Origin of the sequence: Trinickia sp. (genome assembly GCF_051954495.1) — a bacterium.
Lineage (GTDB): Bacteria > Pseudomonadota > Gammaproteobacteria > Burkholderiales > Burkholderiaceae > Trinickia.
Genome location: NZ_JBQCHR010000183.1, coordinates 18,045 through 35,270 on the forward strand (window position 1 = coordinate 18,045; position 17,226 = coordinate 35,270).

At 63.1% G+C, this 17,226-nt stretch carries 12 protein-coding genes; 8 read left to right on the forward strand and 4 right to left on the reverse strand.

Annotated features, from left to right (window positions below; genetic code table 11):
* The first annotated feature begins 133 nt into the window (after positions 1-133).
* The 4 genes from ACTHNR_RS25995 (at position 134) to ACTHNR_RS26010 (ending at position 6,464) form a co-directional block, all read left to right on the forward strand.
* Positions 134-2,323, forward strand: coding sequence for an AsmA family protein (locus tag ACTHNR_RS25995; RefSeq protein WP_440551593.1), 2,190 nt, complete (start codon positions 134-136; stop codon positions 2,321-2,323).
* 132 nt (positions 2,324-2,455) lie between these two features.
* The gene (locus ACTHNR_RS26000; RefSeq protein WP_440551594.1) at positions 2,456-4,048 is read left to right on the forward strand and encodes an ABC-F family ATPase; all 1,593 of its coding nucleotides are present in this window, start codon (positions 2,456-2,458) and stop codon (positions 4,046-4,048) included.
* 82 nt (positions 4,049-4,130) lie between these two features.
* Positions 4,131-5,567, forward strand: a complete 1,437-nt coding sequence (locus ACTHNR_RS26005) for an aldehyde dehydrogenase family protein (protein ID WP_440551595.1) — start codon at positions 4,131-4,133, stop codon at positions 5,565-5,567.
* Positions 5,568-5,780: 213 nt separating this feature from the next.
* Entirely contained in the window at positions 5,781-6,464 is a 684-nt protein-coding gene (locus ACTHNR_RS26010; protein ID WP_440551597.1) for an OmpW/AlkL family protein, read from the forward strand.
* A 59-nt stretch (positions 6,465-6,523) separates the two neighbouring features.
* Here the strand turns inward: ACTHNR_RS26010 and ACTHNR_RS26015 are convergent, their stop codons facing one another.
* Positions 6,524-6,727 (reverse strand): DUF1289 domain-containing protein, encoded by a 204-nt coding sequence (locus ACTHNR_RS26015; RefSeq protein ID WP_440551599.1) that lies wholly within the window; start codon positions 6,725-6,727, stop codon positions 6,524-6,526.
* Positions 6,728-7,119: 392 nt separating this feature from the next.
* On the opposite strand from ACTHNR_RS26015, the gene ACTHNR_RS26020 reads away from it, so the two are divergent.
* The 4 genes from ACTHNR_RS26020 (at position 7,120) to ACTHNR_RS26035 (ending at position 11,217) form a co-directional block, all read left to right on the forward strand.
* Positions 7,120-8,217: a polyamine ABC transporter substrate-binding protein gene (locus ACTHNR_RS26020; protein ID WP_440551602.1), complete on the forward strand. Its 1,098-nt coding sequence runs from the start codon at positions 7,120-7,122 to the stop codon at positions 8,215-8,217.
* A 92-nt stretch (positions 8,218-8,309) separates the two neighbouring features.
* A complete protein-coding gene (locus ACTHNR_RS26025) occupies positions 8,310-9,473 on the forward strand; it encodes an ABC transporter ATP-binding protein (protein ID WP_440551605.1) in 1,164 nt (387 codons plus the stop codon).
* Positions 9,470-10,399, forward strand: a complete 930-nt coding sequence (locus ACTHNR_RS26030) for an ABC transporter permease subunit (RefSeq protein ID WP_440551608.1) — start codon at positions 9,470-9,472, stop codon at positions 10,397-10,399. Before ACTHNR_RS26025 ends, ACTHNR_RS26030 begins: the two co-directional genes overlap by 4 nt.
* Entirely contained in the window at positions 10,399-11,217 is an 819-nt protein-coding gene (locus tag ACTHNR_RS26035; protein WP_440551669.1) for an ABC transporter permease subunit, read from the forward strand. Before ACTHNR_RS26030 ends, ACTHNR_RS26035 begins: the two co-directional genes overlap by 1 nt.
* A 26-nt stretch (positions 11,218-11,243) precedes the next feature.
* Here ACTHNR_RS26035 and ACTHNR_RS26040 read toward each other — a convergent pair whose 3' ends face one another.
* Genes ACTHNR_RS26040 through ACTHNR_RS26050 form a run of 3 tightly spaced genes read right to left on the reverse strand, consistent with a single transcriptional unit; the run spans position 11,244 to position 16,932 of the window.
* Positions 11,244-12,695, reverse strand: a complete 1,452-nt coding sequence (locus ACTHNR_RS26040; RefSeq protein ID WP_440551611.1) for an efflux transporter outer membrane subunit — start codon at positions 12,693-12,695, stop codon at positions 11,244-11,246.
* Between the two features lie 2 nt (positions 12,696-12,697).
* Positions 12,698-15,874, reverse strand: a complete 3,177-nt coding sequence (locus tag ACTHNR_RS26045) for an efflux RND transporter permease subunit (protein ID WP_440551613.1) — start codon at positions 15,872-15,874, stop codon at positions 12,698-12,700.
* Positions 15,871-16,932 carry an efflux RND transporter periplasmic adaptor subunit gene (locus tag ACTHNR_RS26050; protein ID WP_440551671.1) on the reverse strand — a complete coding sequence of 354 codons (1,062 nt, stop codon included), beginning with the start codon at positions 16,930-16,932 and terminating at the stop codon, positions 15,871-15,873. Before ACTHNR_RS26050 ends, ACTHNR_RS26045 begins: the two co-directional genes overlap by 4 nt.
* Positions 16,933-17,226: the final 294 nt, after the last annotated feature.

Genomic DNA, 17,226 nt, shown 5'->3' on the forward strand with positions numbered 1-17,226 from the left:
CGGTGCGCGGCATGGCAATTGCTCGCTCCGCCAGCAGATAAGCCAAAAAATGGACCGCGATGGAACCCGCCGCTCGGCTTGGCGCCGCGCGGCGCCCAAACCTTTCGACGAAACGACATCCAAACCGAATCGCATGGCGCATCCTTCCAACGTTGCTCGTACCGTCGGCAAAACGCTCGCCTGGATCGTCGTGGTCGTCCTAGTGCTCTGCGCGGCGATCGCGGTGTTCGTCGCGACCTTCGATTGGAACCGCGCGAGGCCTTGGGTAGACGACAAGGTTTCGCAGGCCATCGGCCGGCCGTTCGCCATCAACGGCGATTTGCGTGTGGGCTGGCAGCATAGCGCGGGCCAACACGGCTGGCGCGCGTGGGTTCCCTGGCCGCGGTTTTCCGCATACGACGTGACGATCGGCAACCCGGCGTGGGCGGCGTCGCAGACGTTCGCCAAGCTCGACCGGATCAGCTTCGACGTGGAAGTCCTGCCGCTGTTGGATCGCGTCATTTCGATTCCCTCGATCGATCTCGTCGATCCCAGCGTGGACCTCGAGCGGCTCAAGGACGGCCGCGAGAACTGGACGTTCGATCTACCGAAATCGACAGCGCCGTCGCGCTGGACGCTGCGTCTTGCCGATCTCGGTTTCGCGAAAGGACACGTCGCGCTGTCGGACGAACTCAAGCAGATCTCGCTGCAGGTCGAGCTCGATACGCTCGGCAAGCCTTTGCCGATCGGCGAAGTCATGAAGCAGCAGGAGTCGGCTTCGCACGGCGCCGCCCAAAAAGCGATCGGCAGCCGCGGCGCGCGCCAGCTGGCCTCGCAAGTCGAAGCGGCATCGTCCTCATCGTCGGCGTCCGCTGCGTCGAGCACCGCGCCGACGAGCGGCGCATCGCTGATCTACTCGCTGGCGTGGAAGGCCAAGGGCGCCTACCGCAAGACCGACGTGTCGGGCGAGGGCAAGCTCGGCAGCGTGCTGGCGCTGCGCGATGCGAGCCGGCCGTTTCCTCTCCAGGCCGACATGAAGATCGGCGATACGCGGCTTGCGCTCGTCGGTACGCTGACCGACCCTGTCCATCTCTCGGCGCTCGACTTGCGGCTCTGGCTACAGGGGGAAAGCCTGTCGCATCTTTACTCGATCCTCGGCGTGACGCTGCCGCAAACGCCGCCCTACGCGACCGACGGGCGCCTCACCGGCCATTTTCAAACCGGGGCGAGCGCGTTTACCTACAGCGGCTTTACCGGTCGAGTAGGCGGCAGCGACATCGCAGGGACGATCACCTACCAGGCTCGTCAGCCGAGGCCTTTGCTGACGGGCCACGTCTCGTCGAATCTGCTTCAATTTTCCGATCTCGCGCCGATCATCGGCGCAGATTCGAACGCCAACAAGGCGCGCCGAGGCGAGGCGGTCAAACAGCCGGCGGACCGTGCGCTGCCCGTCGAGCCGTTCCACACCGACCGCTGGAAAGCGATCGATGCCGATGTGACGTTCACCGGCAAACGCATCGTCAAGAGCCCTTCGCTGCCCATCACCGACATCGATACTCATGTCGTGATGAAAGACGGCGTGCTTTCGTTCCATCCGCTGCGTTTCGGGGTGGCTGGCGGGACGCTCGCATCGGACTTCGATCTCGACGGTTCCAAGGAGCCGCTGCGCGCGCGGATGCAGTTGTCGGCGCGGCATCTGAAACTCAAGCAATTGTTTTCCACGCAAAAGCCGATGCAATCGGCGCTGGGCGAGGTGAACGGCGACGCGCAGCTTTCGGCGACGGGCAATTCGCCCGCGGCGCTCGCCTCGACGCTCGACGGAGAGGCCAAGGCGCTCGTCACCCAAGGCAAGGTCAGCCTTTTGATCATGGAGGCGGCCGGATTGAACGTGGCCAACGTCGTCTACGAAAAGCTATTCGGTACCCGCGACATCGACATCAATTGCATGGCGGCCGACTTCGCCGCGACCAACGGCGTGCTCGATACGCGGACGTTCGCGCTCGATACGACCGACGCCGTCATCGGCATGGAGGGCAAGATCGATTTGCGCGACGAGTCGATGGACTTGACGATCCACCCTCATACGAAAGGCTTTCGTATTTTCACGCTTCGCTCGCCGCTGTATGTCAAGGGCACGTTCAAACATCCCGACGTGGGCGTGAGCAAGACCGCCATCGCCTTGCGAGCCGGCGCGGCGGTGGGGCTCGGGCTCATCAATCCGTTCGCGGCGCTCATTCCGCTCATCGCTCCAAGCCGCTCGCAGCCGACGCCATGCGCCTCGCTGATCGAGCAAATGCGTCAGGCGCCGCACGCGCCGCCGCCGGGCGCACACCCGGCACACTGACCGGCGCCGCGGTCGCGGCGGCGTGGTGCATGCATTGTACCGGCGACGCGCCGATAGCCCCGCGCTGTGGGGTCGGCGAAAGCTTGGTAAAATGTCGAGTTTTTCGCCGATCACCATTCGAAGGGACGCGCCGTGCTGTCTACCGCCAATATCACCATGCAATTCGGGCCGAAGCCCTTGTTCGAGAACATCTCGGTCAAGTTCGGCGAAGGTAACCGTTACGGTCTCATCGGCGCGAACGGCTGCGGCAAGTCGACGTTCATGAAGATTCTAGGCGGCGACTTGGAACAAAGCTCCGGCACGGTCATGCTCGAGCCCAACGTTCGCCTGGGCAAGCTGCGTCAGGATCAATTCGCCTACGAAGACATGCGCGTGCTCGACGTCGTCATGATGGGCCACACCGAGATGTGGGCCGCGATGACCGAGCGCGATGCGATTTACGCGAACCCGGAAGCCACCGACGACGACTACATGCACGCCGCCGAGCTCGAAGCGACGTTCGCGGAGTACGGCGGCTACACGGCCGAGGCGCGCGCGGGTGAGCTGCTGCTCGGCATCGGCATCGCCATCGAGGATCACAACGGCCCTATGAGCAACGTCGCGCCGGGCTGGAAGCTGCGCGTACTGCTCGCGCAGGCGCTGTTTTCGAACCCGGACGTGCTCTTGCTCGACGAGCCGACGAACAACCTCGACATCAATTCGATCCGCTGGCTGGAAGATGTGCTGAACGAGTACAACTCGACGATGATCATCATCTCCCACGATCGGCACTTTCTGAACCAGGTCTGCACGCATATGGCGGACATGGACTTCGGCACGCTGAAGATCTATCCGGGCAACTACGACGACTACATGCTCGCGTCGACGCAGGCGCGCGAGCGGCAGGCCGCGGCCAATGCGAAGGCGAAGGAGCGCGTTGCCGACTTGCAGGACTTCGTGCGGCGCTTCTCGGCGAACAAGTCGAAAGCCCGTCAGGCAACGAGCCGTTTGAAGCAAATCGACAAGATCAAGATCGAGGAATTCAAGCCCTCGTCGCGCCAGAATCCGTTCATCCGCTTCGAGTACGAGAAGAAGCTGCACAACATCGCCGTGGTGGCCGAGCGGATCACGAAGCGCTACGAGCGCACGATCTTCGAGAACTTCGATTTGAGCGTGCAGCCGGGCGAGCGCATTGCGATCATCGGTGAGAACGGGGCGGGCAAGACCACGCTGTTGCGCGCGCTATACGGCAATTTGGCGCTCGACGGCGGCTCGATCAAATGGGCCGAGAACGCGAATGTCGGCTACATGCCGCAGGACACGTACGAAGAATTCCCGAACGACGTGACGCTGACCGACTGGATCGACGCATACCGCAAGGAAGGCGATGACGATCAAATGGTGCGCGGTACGCTGGGCCGGCTGCTGTTCAACGCCGACGACATCAAGAAGTCCGTCAAGGTTCTCTCGGGCGGCGAAAAGGGGCGCATGATCTGGGGCAAGCTCATGCTCGGGCGGCACAACGTTCTGCTGATGGACGAGCCGACCAACCACATGGACATGGAGTCGATCGAGTCGCTCCAGATCGCCCTCGAGAAGTACGACGGCACGCTGATTTTCGTCTCGCACGATCGCGAATTCGTGAGCGGCTTGGCCAATCGCATCATCGAGGTGCGCACGGACGGCACGCTGTACGACTTCGGCGGGAATTACGAGGAATTCCTCACGAGCCAGGGCGTGCAGTAACAGCTTCCGCGCGCAGCCCGCGCGATTGGCGAGTGCCGGCTGAGTAAAATAGGCGAGTCGAAACCGAAAGCCGAGCACTCGCATGAAAATCTACGATCACCTTTACATCGGCGGCAAGTGGCTCAAACCGTCGGGCGCCGCCATGATCGACGTCGTCGATTCCGGAACGGAAGAGGTCATGGGCCGGATTCCGGAAGGCTCCGCAGCCGATGCCGAAGCCGCCGTCGAGGCCGCCAGGCTCGCGTTCGAAAACTGGGCCGCGACGCCGCCCGGCGAGCGCGCCGACTATCTGCAAAAGATCGCCGCGAACCTAAAGGCGCGCACGGATGAAATCGCTGCATCGATTTGCGGCGAAGTGGGCATGCCGCTCAAACTCGCACGCGCGATTCAGGTAGGCGGTCCCGTGTACAACTGGAACGCCTATGCCAAGCTCGCACGCGAATTCGAATTCGAGGCGCATGTCGGCAATTCGCGCGTCGTTCGCGAGCCCGTCGGCGTCGTCGCCGCGATCACGCCGTGGAACTACCCGCTCAATCAAATCACGCTGAAGGTGGCCGCCGCGCTCGCGGCCGGCTGCACCGTGGTGCTCAAGCCTTCCGAAGTCGCGCCGCTCAATGCGTTCATGCTTGCCGAGGCCATACATGAAGCCGGGCTGCCGGCCGGTGTATTCAATCTCGTGAGCGGCTACGGGCCCGTCGTGGGCGAGATCATCGCCAGCCATCCGTTCGTCGATATGGTCTCGTTCACGGGTTCGACACGCGCCGGCAAGCGCGTGGCCGAACTCGCGGCGGCGAGTGTCAAGCGCGTGGCGTTGGAACTCGGCGGCAAATCGGCGTCGGTCGTACTCGATGACGCCGACTTTCCCGTTGCCGTGAAAAGCACCGTTTCGGCGTGCTACCTGAATTCGGGGCAGACGTGCTCGGCGCACACGCGGCTCATCGTCCCCGAGTCGCGATACGAAGAGGTGCGCGAGCTTGCCAAGGCGGCCGCCGAAGCTTTCACGGTCGGCGATCCCCGCAACGAAACCACGCGCCTCGGGCCGCTCGCTTCAGCCGTGCAGCTCGAGCGCGTGCGCGAGTACATCGTCCGCGGCGCGGCGGAAGGCGCGGAACTCGTGACGGGCGGGGCGGATATGCCCGATGGGTTGTCTAAGGGCTTTTTCGTCAAACCGACGGTCTTCGGCCGGGTGCATCCGAAGGCCACGATCGCGCAAGAGGAAATCTTCGGGCCGGTATTGTCGATACTGACCTACAAGGATGAGGACGAGGCGATTCGCATCGCCAACGATTCGCTCTACGGTCTAGGCGGCGCCGTCTGGGCCGGCAGCGACGAGCGTGCAGTGAGCGTCGCACGACGAATCCGGACGGGACAAATCGATATCAACGGCGGCACGTGGAACATGGAAGCGCCGTTCGGCGGCTTCAAGCAGTCGGGATACGGGCGCGAAAACGGCGTCTATGGCCTCGAAGAATATCTCGAATATAAGTCGATGCAATTCAAGGTCGCCAAGCCCGCCTAGCCTGACTGACAGCCGGCTCGTTCGCTGTGCGCGCAAAGCGCACAGCAGGTTGTTTCGCCGAATGGGCGCCTCCAGTGCAGGAGGGCGCTCGTCGATCGGCGAAGTAGCGCGACCGGAGGTCGCACCCAAGTGCTTGCCCCGCCTTGACTGGGGTCAATTTCTCCGTCGATTAACCCACAAAGAATGTAGGGGTTTAGACGACCGGGGATCCCCATGCACACTATCGCTTCCACATTCATTAAGGCGTCGACCGTCGCGGCCTGCCTGCTCGCGGCGCCCGCCGCCTTCGCCGAGGACGTCGCCGCATCAGCGGCCGCGCCGGCCCTCGCTGCCCCGGACGCCGGCAGCGGCGCATTGCATGCGGGGGATTGGCTCGTGCGCCTTCGTGCAATCAGCATCGAGCCAGCGGCACGAACGACCGAGACGCTGTCGGCCCTGAACGTAGGCGTGAACAACTCCTTGGTGCCGGAACTCGATTTCACCTACATGATTCGAGATTATCTGGGTGTGGAACTGATCCTAGCGACTTCGCGCCATCAAGCGACATCGAGCCTCGGTAATCTCGGCGGCGTGGGCGTGTTGCCGCCGACTCTGCTGCTGCAGTACCACTTCAACCACCAGGGCCGGATCAGACCGTATATCGGCGCGGGCGTGAACTACACGCTGTTCTACAACAACGGCCTTCACGCGGGCGGGCAGCCGATTTCGATCGACAATCACAGCTTCGGCCCGGCGGTGCAGGCCGGTGTCGACGTGCAGATCACCAAGCGGCTTTACGTGAACGCGGATATCAAGAAAATCTGGATGAAGACGGGGGCGTCGCTGGGCGGCGCGTCCCTCGGCACGTTGCATATCGACCCGCTGGTCGTAGGCGTCGGGATCGGCATGAAGTTTTGAGCATTAGATCGTCTTGTACCGAACGCCGGCATCGTCCGGCGTTTGTCTTTTCGCGAGCCTCAGAGCTTGTCGTTCTGAAAGCGCATGGCCGTGCCTTCCTGCTCGATGCGCTCCCATACGGCGCGTTTCTCCACGTCGCTCATGAATACCCAATTCGAGACTTCGGTGGCTGTACGGCCACACCCCTTGCAGACTTCGTCGAATAGCGTCGAGCAGACGCCGATGCAGGGGCTGTCGGGGAGGGCGTGGAGATTGGAAGCCATCGAAAAACGTCTCAATTTGCAGGTGCGTCCCGTATGGTAGCCGAGTCGTGACGCGCACTCTACAACGCCCTACGCGCGGCGGGGGCGTCTTGCTTGGCGAGCGCCCGCGCGGCTGCAGGGTATCCGAAAGGCTGACACGGGTTTTATTCCGGTAGACACGGCGCTATAACCCGATAAAATTGCGCCCGATTTGCCGTTGGGTGTGAGCGCGAGACCAAAAGGGCGAGGCGAGGTTGTGCCGTTTGCGCGACATCCGGTCTGATAGGCTCGCATTTTTGTGTCACACGCCAATTTTGGTGGTAGCTTTCGGGTTTTTTAGAGGAGCCGCGCGCGTCGCGCCGCGGCATGGGCGGGGTCGAGGCCGGGCAAACCGGTCCGCATCGGAGAACGGGATGAAGAAACAGGTGATGGGCGGGTTGGCCGCACTCTTTTTGTGCGCGGCGCCGTGGGCTGCGTCGGCCAAGGATACGCAACTGAACGTTTACAACTGGTCCGACTACATCGCCAAGGACACGATCCCGAATTTCGAAAAGCAGACCGGCGTCAAGGTCAGGTACGACAACTACGACAGCGACGACACGCTGCAAGCGAAGCTCCTGACCGGCAATTCGGGCTACGACATCGTCGTGCCGACGAGCAACTATGCCGGCAAGCAAATCGCCGCGGGTATCTTCGCACCGCTCGACAAGTCGAAGCTCCCGAACCTGAAATACCTCGATCCGCAGCTGATGGCGCTCGTCGCCGGCGCCGATCCGGGCAACAAGTACGTGGTGCCTTGGGCTTGGGGCACGACGGGCCTCGGCTACAACGTCACGAAGGTCCAGCAGATCCTCGGCAAGAACGTTGCGCTCAACGATTGGGACATCCTGTTCAAGCCCGAGAATATCTCGAAGCTGAAGGCCTGCGGCGTGTCGGTGCTCGACGCGCCGGACCAGGTGTTCGCCGCCGCGCTTCACTACATCGGCAAGGATCCGATGAGCACGAACCCGGCCGATTACCAGGCCGCGCTCGCGATGATGAAGAAAATTCGCCCGTATATCACGCAGTTCAACTCGTCGGGCTACATCAACGACATGGTGGGCGGCGACATTTGCTTCGCCTACGGCTGGTCGGGCGACGTCGTGATTGCCAAGCATCGCGCCATCGAAGCGAAGAAACCCTACAAGATCGATTACCTCATCCCGAAGGGCGGTGCGCCGGTTTGGTTCGACGTGATGGCAATTCCGAAGGATGCTGCGCACAAGGAAGCCGCGCAAGAGTGGATCAACTACATCGAGACGCCGCAAGTGCACGCTGCGATCACGAACGCGGTCTACTACCCGAGCGCGAACGCCGAGGCCAAGAAGTACGTCGATCCGAAAATCGCTCAGGATCCGGCCGTCTATCCGCCGGCCGACGTGGTCAAGACGCTGTTCTTGCTGAAGCCGCTGCCGCCTGAAATTCAGCGCCTGCAGACGCGGCTTTGGACCGAGTTCAAGTCGGGCCGATAAGCTCATCGCCTAGTACGGCATGCAGTCATGAAGCCCCCGGAGCCATTGCCGGGGGCTTTGTACGTCAAACGAGTGGAGTCAAGCAGCAGATCATGAGCGACCAGTCGAGCTCGCAGCCGTTAGCCGGCGCGCGCCCCGCAGCTTCAACGTCGGCCGACGATACATCGGCCGAGAACTTTGTGCAGATCGTCGACGTCGTCAAGAAGTTCGGAGAAACGGTCGCGGTCAAGAACGTCAATCTGTCGGTGTCAAAGGGGGAACTGTTCGCGCTGCTCGGCAGCTCCGGCTGCGGCAAGTCGACGTTGCTCAGAATGCTCGCCGGGCTCGAATCGGTCACCTCGGGCAAGATCTTGATCGATGGCGAAGATCTTGCGCAGATGCCGCCGTACCGGCGCCCCGTCAACATGATGTTCCAGTCGTATGCGCTGTTCCCGCATATGACGGTCGAGTCGAACGTTGCTTTTGGGCTCAAGCAAGAGGGCGTGCAAAAGGCCGAACTCAAGGCGCGCGTGCAGGACGCGCTCGATCTCGTGCAGATGGGCCGCTTCGCCAAGCGCAAGCCGCATCAGCTCTCGGGTGGCCAGCAGCAGCGCGTCGCCCTGGCGCGGTCGCTCGTAAAGCGGCCGAAGCTGCTGCTGCTCGACGAACCGATGTCGGCGCTCGACAAGCAGATCCGGCAACGCACTCAGATCGAACTCGTCAACATCCTCGATCGTGTCGGCGTCACGTGCATCATGGTCACGCACGATCAGGAAGAGGCGATGACGATGGCGGACCGGCTGGCTGTCATGAGCGAAGGTCAGATCGTTCAGCTCGGCACGCCGCACGAGGTGTATGAATACCCGAACTCGCGTTTTTCGGCGGAGTTCATCGGGTCGACCAACTTGTTCGACGGCCATGTCGTGGAAGACGAGCCCGATCACGTGTTTGTCGAAACGACCGAGTTGCCGTGCCGGCTTTACGTCAATCACGGCATCACGGGGCCGCTCGGCATGCCGGTCACGATCTCCGTTCGACCCGAGCGGATCGCCCTGACGCGCAAGCCCCCCGAAGGCGCGTTCAACTGGGGACGCGGTACCGTATCGAATATCGCGTATATGGGGGGCTATTCGCTTTATCACGTGGAACTCGATTCGGGAAAGACGGTGGTCGCGAACGTATCGAGCCTTGCGCTGACGGAAATCGATTCGCCGACGTGGGGCGATGAAATCTACGTGCGCTGGAGCGCATCGGCCGGCGTGGTGTTGACGGCATGAAGGCGAACCTGCTCTCGTTCGCGACGTGGCCCGCGCGGCGTATGCGGCTGACGGGCGGCACGGCCGTCGTGGCCGGTCCGTTCATCTGGCTGCTGTTGTTCTTCTTCGTACCGTTCCTGCTCGTCGTCAAGATCAGCTTCGCCGAACTGCAGCTGGGGATTCCGCCCTACACGGAACTCGTCGCCGTCAAGGACGGCGTCGTTCAGATCTCGCTGAACGTCGCGCACTACGCGTTTCTCTTTACCGACAGCCTGTACTTCGCGACCTACGTCAATTCGGTGGTGGTCGCGGCCGTGACGACGCTGTTCTGCCTGCTGCTCGGTTATCCGATGGCGTACTACATCGCCCGTTCGAGTCCGAGCTCGCGCAATATCTTGATGATGGCGGTGATGCTGCCGTTCTGGACGTCGTTCCTTATTCGCGTTTATGCCTGGATCGGCATTCTTAAGAACAACGGCCTGCTGAACAACTTCCTCATGACGATCGGGCTCATTCATGCGCCCATCGAGCTGTATCGCACGAATACGGCCGTCTATATCGGGATGGTCTATTCGTATCTGCCGTTCCTCGTCATGCCGCTGTATGCGCATCTCGTAAAAATGGATTTGACGCTGCTCGAAGCGGCCTACGACCTCGGTGCGAAGCCTTGGAAGGCGTTCGTGCAGATCACGTTGCCGCTGTCGAAGAACGGCATCATCGCCGGCTGCCTGCTCGTGTTCATCCCGGCGGTGGGGGAGTACGTGATTCCCGAATTGCTGGGCGGCGCGAATACCCTGATGATCGGGCGCGTCATGTGGAACGAGTTCTTCAACAACGCCGACTGGCCGATGGCCTCCGCGGTCACGTGCGCGATGGTGTTGCTGCTGCTCGTGCCGATGGCGATGTTCCAGCACTTCCAGGCCAAACAACTCGAAGCGCGGCGATGATCAAACCGAACCGTACTCTGCAAGTGACCGCGCTCGGCGTCGGCTTCGCGTTTCTGTATATCCCGATCCTGAGCCTCATCGTCTTTTCCTTCAACGAGTCGCAGCTCGTAACCGTTTGGACGCGGTTTTCGACACGCTGGTACGCCGCGCTCGCGCAGGACGACGAACTCATCGCCGCGTTTTGGCTATCCCTGCGTATCGCGCTGCTGACCGCGTTCGCGTCGGTGTTCATCGGCACGTGGGCGGGCTTCGTGCTGGCGCGCATGGGGCGGTTTCGCGGTTTCACGCTCTTCACGGGCATGATCAACGCGCCGCTCGTGATTCCTGAAGTCATTCAGGGCATCTCGCTGCTGCTGCTGTTCATCGAGATGGGCAAGTGGCTCGGCTGGCCCGAAGGCCGCGGGCTCGTCACGATTTGGATCGGTCACGTCATGCTTTGCATGTCGTATGTCGCCATCATCGTGCAGTCGCGCGTGCGCGAATTGAATCCGTCGCTCGAAGAAGCCGCGCTCGATCTTGGTGCGACGCCGTTCAAGGTGTTTTTTTCCATCACGCTGCCTCTGATTTCGCAGGCGTTGATGGCGGGGTGGCTGCTGTCGTTCACGCTGTCGATCGACGATCTCGTGTTGTCGGCGTTCTTGTCCGGGCCGGGTTCGACGACGCTGCCGCTCGTCGTGTTCTCGCGCGTGCGTCTTGGGCTCAATCCCGAGATGAACGCGCTGGCGACGCTCTTTATCGGCATCGTGACGGTTGGCGTGATCGGCATCAACTACTTCCTGCTGCGGGCGGAGAAGAGGCGGCTGGCCGAAGCGGTGTGACGGCGTTGGCATGCCGCACTTTGTTCCTACCCAGGCGTCTGCCCCATGGCTTGAAACAACAGCGCCGTATCCGCGAGCCGCTGGCTCGTCGCACGGACGGCGGACAGCGTGGCGTTCCAGTACTGGATTTCGCTCGTGCGCACGTTCGAAGCGGGAACCGCGCCAAGACGCCCACGAGCGGCCGTTTCGTCGAACGCCTGCTTTGCCGATTGCGTTTGGCTCTCCGTAGCGTTCGCCGCTTGCGCGTCGTGTTCCAGCGCCGCCAAAACATCCGCCACATTTTGAAACGCCGACAGCACGGTCGCCTTGTATTGGTCGACCGACGCCTGATAGAAGTCGATCGCCGCCCGACGCTGCGCGAACAGTGCGCCGCCGTGAAACAGCGGCTGCGACAGCGACCCGCCGATACTCCACAGCGCGCCGGCCGCCGACAGCGCCGTCGGCCAACTGAAGCCGCCTTGTCCCATCGATGCCGTGAGAGAAAGGCTAGGGAACAACTGCGCCGTAGCCACGCCAACTTCTGCAGCCGACGCCCGCAACGCCGCTTCGGCCGCTGCGATGTCGGGCCGCGAGTGCAAGAGCGAAGACGGCACGGCGACCGGCACGTGTTCGGGCAGCGTCAGGCTGGCAAGCGTCGGAATGTCGAGCGCGGCGTCGGGCGTGCGGCCGATGAGGACCGCCAAGGCATGCCGAGCGGCCTGGCGCTGCTGAAGCAGGGGCGGCAAGCTCGCTTCGAGTTGCGACGCCGTCTGCTCGGACGCCAGCACTTGAACATGCGGCGCGGAGCCGAGCGCATAGCGCCGCGCATCCTCACGGGCGTTTTGTCGGGCCAGGGCGACCAACCGTTCTGTGGCGTCGACTTGGTCATCGAGCGCCGCCGCGTTGATCGCCGTCATGACGATGTTAGCCGCCAACGCCCGGCGCGCCGCGTCGAGTTCGAAAGCCTGAACATCCACGCGAGCATTGAGCGCGGCATTCGCGTAGCGTACGGCGCCGAACAAGTCGAACGTATAGTGCGCCTGAATCTGCCCGACGAAGACGTTGTAGCGCACGGTCGGGGGCCCTGCCTCGGGAATGCCGAGCGCGCGCTCGCGCGTCGCTTGTGCGCCCGCGTCGATCGTCGGAAGCAAGCTCGAGCCGATTTGCGCGCGCAGTTGCTCGTGGGCGCCCGCTAGCGATTTCTCGGTCGCCGCCAGCGTCGGGCTGTTTTTCAGGCCTTCTTCAACGAGCGCGTCGAGTTGCGGCGAGCGATAGAGCCGCCACCATTGCGGCGCCGGTTGCGCGCCGACATCGAAGCGCTGCGACACCCCGCCTGCCTCGGCAGTCTGATCGGGGAGCGCGTTCTGCCCGTAATGGGCGGGCGAAGGCATGGCCGGCGGCTCGCCGTTCGGCCCGAGCGAGCAGGCCGCCAGCGCGAATGCCGCGGCCGCGGCGAACGCCAATGACCGGCGTTCATGAACAATGCGTGAGACGCTCATGGTCAATTTCCCGTGTGAGCTTGGGCATCCGGTGGCGGATCGCGTTCGTCGAGCCGCACTCTGAACGATGTCGCATAGAGGGCCGGCAAATAAAACAGCGTGAGAATCGTGGCGCTTGTGATGCCGCCCATCAATGCCGTCGCCATCGGCCCGAAGAAGTTCGATCGCAGCAGCGGAATCAGGGCGAGCACCGCCGCGGCCGCGGTCAGCGTGATCGGCCTGAATCGGCGCACGGTTGCGCCTACGATCGCGTCGAAACGTTTGTGTCCCGCCGCGATGTCTTGTTCGATCTGATCGACGAGAATGACCGAGTTGCGCATGATGATGCCGAACATCGCGATCACGCCGAGCATCGCGACGAAGCCGAACGGTTTGCCGAAGACGAGCAGCGTCAGGACGACACCGATCAGCCCGAGCGGTGCGGTCAGCACCACCATCAGCACGCGTGCAAAACTTTGCAGCTGGATCATCAGCAGTGTGAACACGACGATCGCCATCAACGGCATTTGCGCGTTGATCGACGTTTGGCCCTTCGCGCTTTCCTCGACCGATCCGCCGATTTGGATGCGATAGCCGAGCGGCAGCTTGGCGCGAACCGGCGCCAGGGCGCGGTCGAGGTCGTGGGTGACGTCGATGCCTTGCGCGTTGCCGCGCACGTCGGCTTGAACGGTAATCGTCGGTTGGCGATCGCGTTCCCAGATCACCCCGTACTCGAGCGCGTTGCGCACGTGTCCGAGCGAGCCGAGCGGCACCGGGCCGTTCGGCGTCGGCATCGCCAGGCCCAGCAAACGGGCCGGGTCGACACGCTCGCGTTTGGGCGCGCGCAGCTCGACGCTGATGAGTTTGTCGCGCTCGCGAAACTGGGTGACCGTATAGCCCGAGAGCGTCATCGCCAGGAAGTTCGATACGTCCTGCGAGGTAACGCCTACCTGGCGGGCTTTGTTCTGATCAACTTCGAACGCCATCGAACGCTCGGCGGGCTCGTCCCAGTCGAATTGCACGCCACGGGTTCGCGCATCGGCGCGCATCGTCCCCGCCACCTTCTCGGAAATAGCGCGGACGGTGGCGATGTCGTCCCCGCTCACGCGGAACTGCACGGGATACCCGACAGGCGGACCGTTCTCCAGGCGAGACAGGCGGGTGCGCACCCCGGAAAAATCATTTTCGAGCTTGGTGTCGAGCCAGCGCGCAAGTTTGTCTCGGTCTTCAACTGATTTGGCCGTCACGACGAATTGCGCAAAATTCGGCTGCTGCAGTTGCTGATCGAGCGGCAAGTAGAAGCGCGGCGCGCCCGTCCCGACGAAATCGACGAAATGATCGATCTCGGGACGGCCGTCGAGCGTTTTCTCCAGGCGTTGAGCCTGCCTGAGCGTCGCATCGAACGAAGCGCCTTCGGGAAGCCGCATGTCCACGAGCAGTTCGGGACGATCCGAGCTCGGGAAAAATTGCTGCGGCACGAGCGAGAACGCGCCGAGCGAAACGACGAACAGCGCGACCGTGATGCCGAGCACGATGAAGCGGCGCTTCACGCACCACGTGATCCAGCCCGAGAGCCGTCGATAAAATCGCGTGTCGTAAATGTCGTGCTCGTGGTCGTGCGCTTCTCCGTGCGCGCGCTTGCGCTCGGGCAGCAGGTGATAGCCGAGCAGCGGAATCAACACGACCGCCGCGAACCACGATGCGATGAGCGCGATGGCCGACACTTCGAAAATCGAGCGCGTGTACTCGCCCGTGCTCGACTTGGCGAGCGCGATCGGCAAAAAACCCGACACCGTCACGAGCGTGCCCGTGAGCATCGGAAACGCCGTGCTCGTATAGGCGAACGCCGCGGCGCGCGTGCGTTTCCACCCTTGCTCGAGTTTCACGGCCATCATCTCGACGGCGATGATCGCGTCGTCGACGAGCAGCCCGAGCGCGAGCACGAGCGTGCCGAGCGAGACCTTATGCAAGCCGATGTCGAACAGGTACATGACGAGCGCGGTCACCGCCAGCACGATCGGGATCGAGATGACGACGACCATGCCGGTGCACAGCCCCAGCGAGACGAGGCTCACGACGAGCACGATCGCCACGGCCTCGCCGACGGCTTCGAGAAAATCGTCGACCGAATGCGCCACGGCCTTCGGCATGCTCGACACTTGCTCGAGCGTCAGGCCCGCCGGCAAGTGTGCGCGCAGCTGTTCGCTGGCGGCGTCGAGCGCTTTGCCGAGGCGAATGACGTCGCCGCCAGGCTGCATCGTTACGCCGATGCCAAGCACCGCATGTCCATGGTTACGCATTTGCGTGACGAGGGGATCGTCGTAGCCGCGCTTGATCGTCGCGATGTCCCCGAGCCGGACGCTGCGATGGCCGATGGCGATCAGCGTATCCGAGAGCGCGCGCACGTCGGCGAACTGTCCGCTCGGGCGCACGAATACCCGGTCGTCGGCCGTCGTGACCGTGCCCGTCGAGGCAACGTCGTTTTGCGAGGCAATCGCTTGCGCCAGCTGCTGCGGCGAGATGCCGAGCCGCGTGAGTTGCGCGTTCGAGATTTCGATGTAGATGTGCTGATCCGGATCGCCGAAGTAGTCGACTTTGGCGACGCCCGGCACGCGCAGCAACACTGTGCGCAGCTCGTCGGCATAGTCGTGAAGCTGCGCAGGTGAGAAGCCGTCGCCTTCGAGCGTGTAAACGTTCGTATAGACGTCGCCGAACTCGTCGTTGAAGAACGGGCCGACGACGCCGGGCGGCAGCGTCGCTTGAATATCGCCCACCTTCTTGCGAACTTGATACCAGGTTGGCTGGACATCCTTGACGGGCGCCGAATCCTTCATCGAGAAGAAGATCATCGATTCGCCCGGCCGCGAGTAGCTGCGCTGAAAATCGATGAACGGCGTCTCCTGCAGCTTGCGCTCGATGCGGTCGGTCACCTGCTCCTGCACTTGGCGAGCCGTCGCGCCGGGCCACAGCGTACGGATCACCATGACTCGGAAAGTAAAGGGCGGATCTTCCGATTGGGCGAGGCGCGTATAGGCCAAGATGCCCGCGAGCGTCGCCAAAGCGATCAGGAAGACGACGAGGGCCTGGTGTCTCAATGCCCAGGCCGAAAGATTGAAGCGGCCCTCTTCGTGCGCGCTCGTCGGCGCGTCGGCAGGCGCGGGGGGAAGGGCGGCTAAATCGCCGCGATCGGCGCCGCTCATGATGCGAAGTCCTCGGGATGGAGCGGCGGCACGACGCGGACATGTTCGCCCGCGCTGACGGTGTGCACCCCTTGATAGACGACGCGGTCGCCTTCCTGCAGCCCCTGCGTCACGGAGATCGTGCGCTCGTCGTAGCGCCCGACGCTCACACGTCGAAGCTCCAGCGTGTCCGAGCCCGCGCGCACGACCCAAACCGCGGGCGAAGCCCCATCGTGGAACAACGCGGTGACGGGCAACGTGAAGGGGTGTGCGCCGCTCTGGTTTTGCGTCGAGGCAAAGGCCACTTGCGCCGTCATACCCAGCCGAACTTGAGGATCGGGCGAGGCAAGCGTCAGCTTCACGCGATACGTACGGCTTTGCGGATCGGCGGCGGGCGACACTTCTCGCACGCGCGCGTCGAACCGCTTGCCGGGCAGGGCCGGCAGTGTGACTTGCGCTTTGCTGCCGACTGCCAGCGAGGCCAATGCGCTTTCGGGTGCATCGCTGACGACGTCGACATCGCCGCTCCACGCCAGTCCATACACGGGTTGGCCCGCGGTGACGTTTTGCCCGGTATCGGCTTGCTCGGCCGTGATGACGCCCGCGTGGTCGGCAACGAGGGCGGCGTAGGCGAGCTGATTGCGGGCGAGCGACAGCTGAGCCTGCGCGGCATCGCGTTGGGCGGCGGCGGAGGCGTAAGCATCTTGCGTTTGCTCGAGCTGGGCGGGGGCGATCAGGTTCTCCTTCGCTTGGGCGCTGTCGCGCTCGAGCTGCTGCTTCGCAAAGGTGAATCGATGCTGCGCCGCATCGAGCTGAGCCTGCGCGTTTGCCAGGCTCTTTTGCAAATCGGTCGGGTCGAGTCGAGCGACGACTTGACCGGCTTTCACGGTGTCGCCGAGCCGAACGTCGCGTTCGATGATCTTTCCGCCCACCCGGAACGAAAGCGGGGTGCTGTAGCGCGCCTCCACGTCGCCCGGCAGGCTCACCTCGGGCGGGATGCCGTCGGGATGGATTGCGACGGCCACGACAGGCCGTGGCGTTGCCGCGACGGGGGCGCGCTCATGGCAGGCGGTGAGCAGAAACGCCCCGCAGAGCGCCGCAACGGCGCCGCAGCGGCGCGCCGCGGCGTGGGCAAGAGAAGAGGCGTAGCCATCGAACTGCGCGCGCGCCGTGTTCGGTGCGCCAGGACCCGGACGAATCACAATGACTCCAACCAGAAGAAAGGCAGCTAAACAGAGCAAGCACGAAGCGCTTGCGGTGCGAGGGCTGCGAGCGTCGAAGACGGACGCGGCGCGCCTCATTTGAAGTTACAGGGGCGAATTCTAATACAGGTCTGTATTTGAATGCAAAGTCGGATGAAATTGAACGACAGT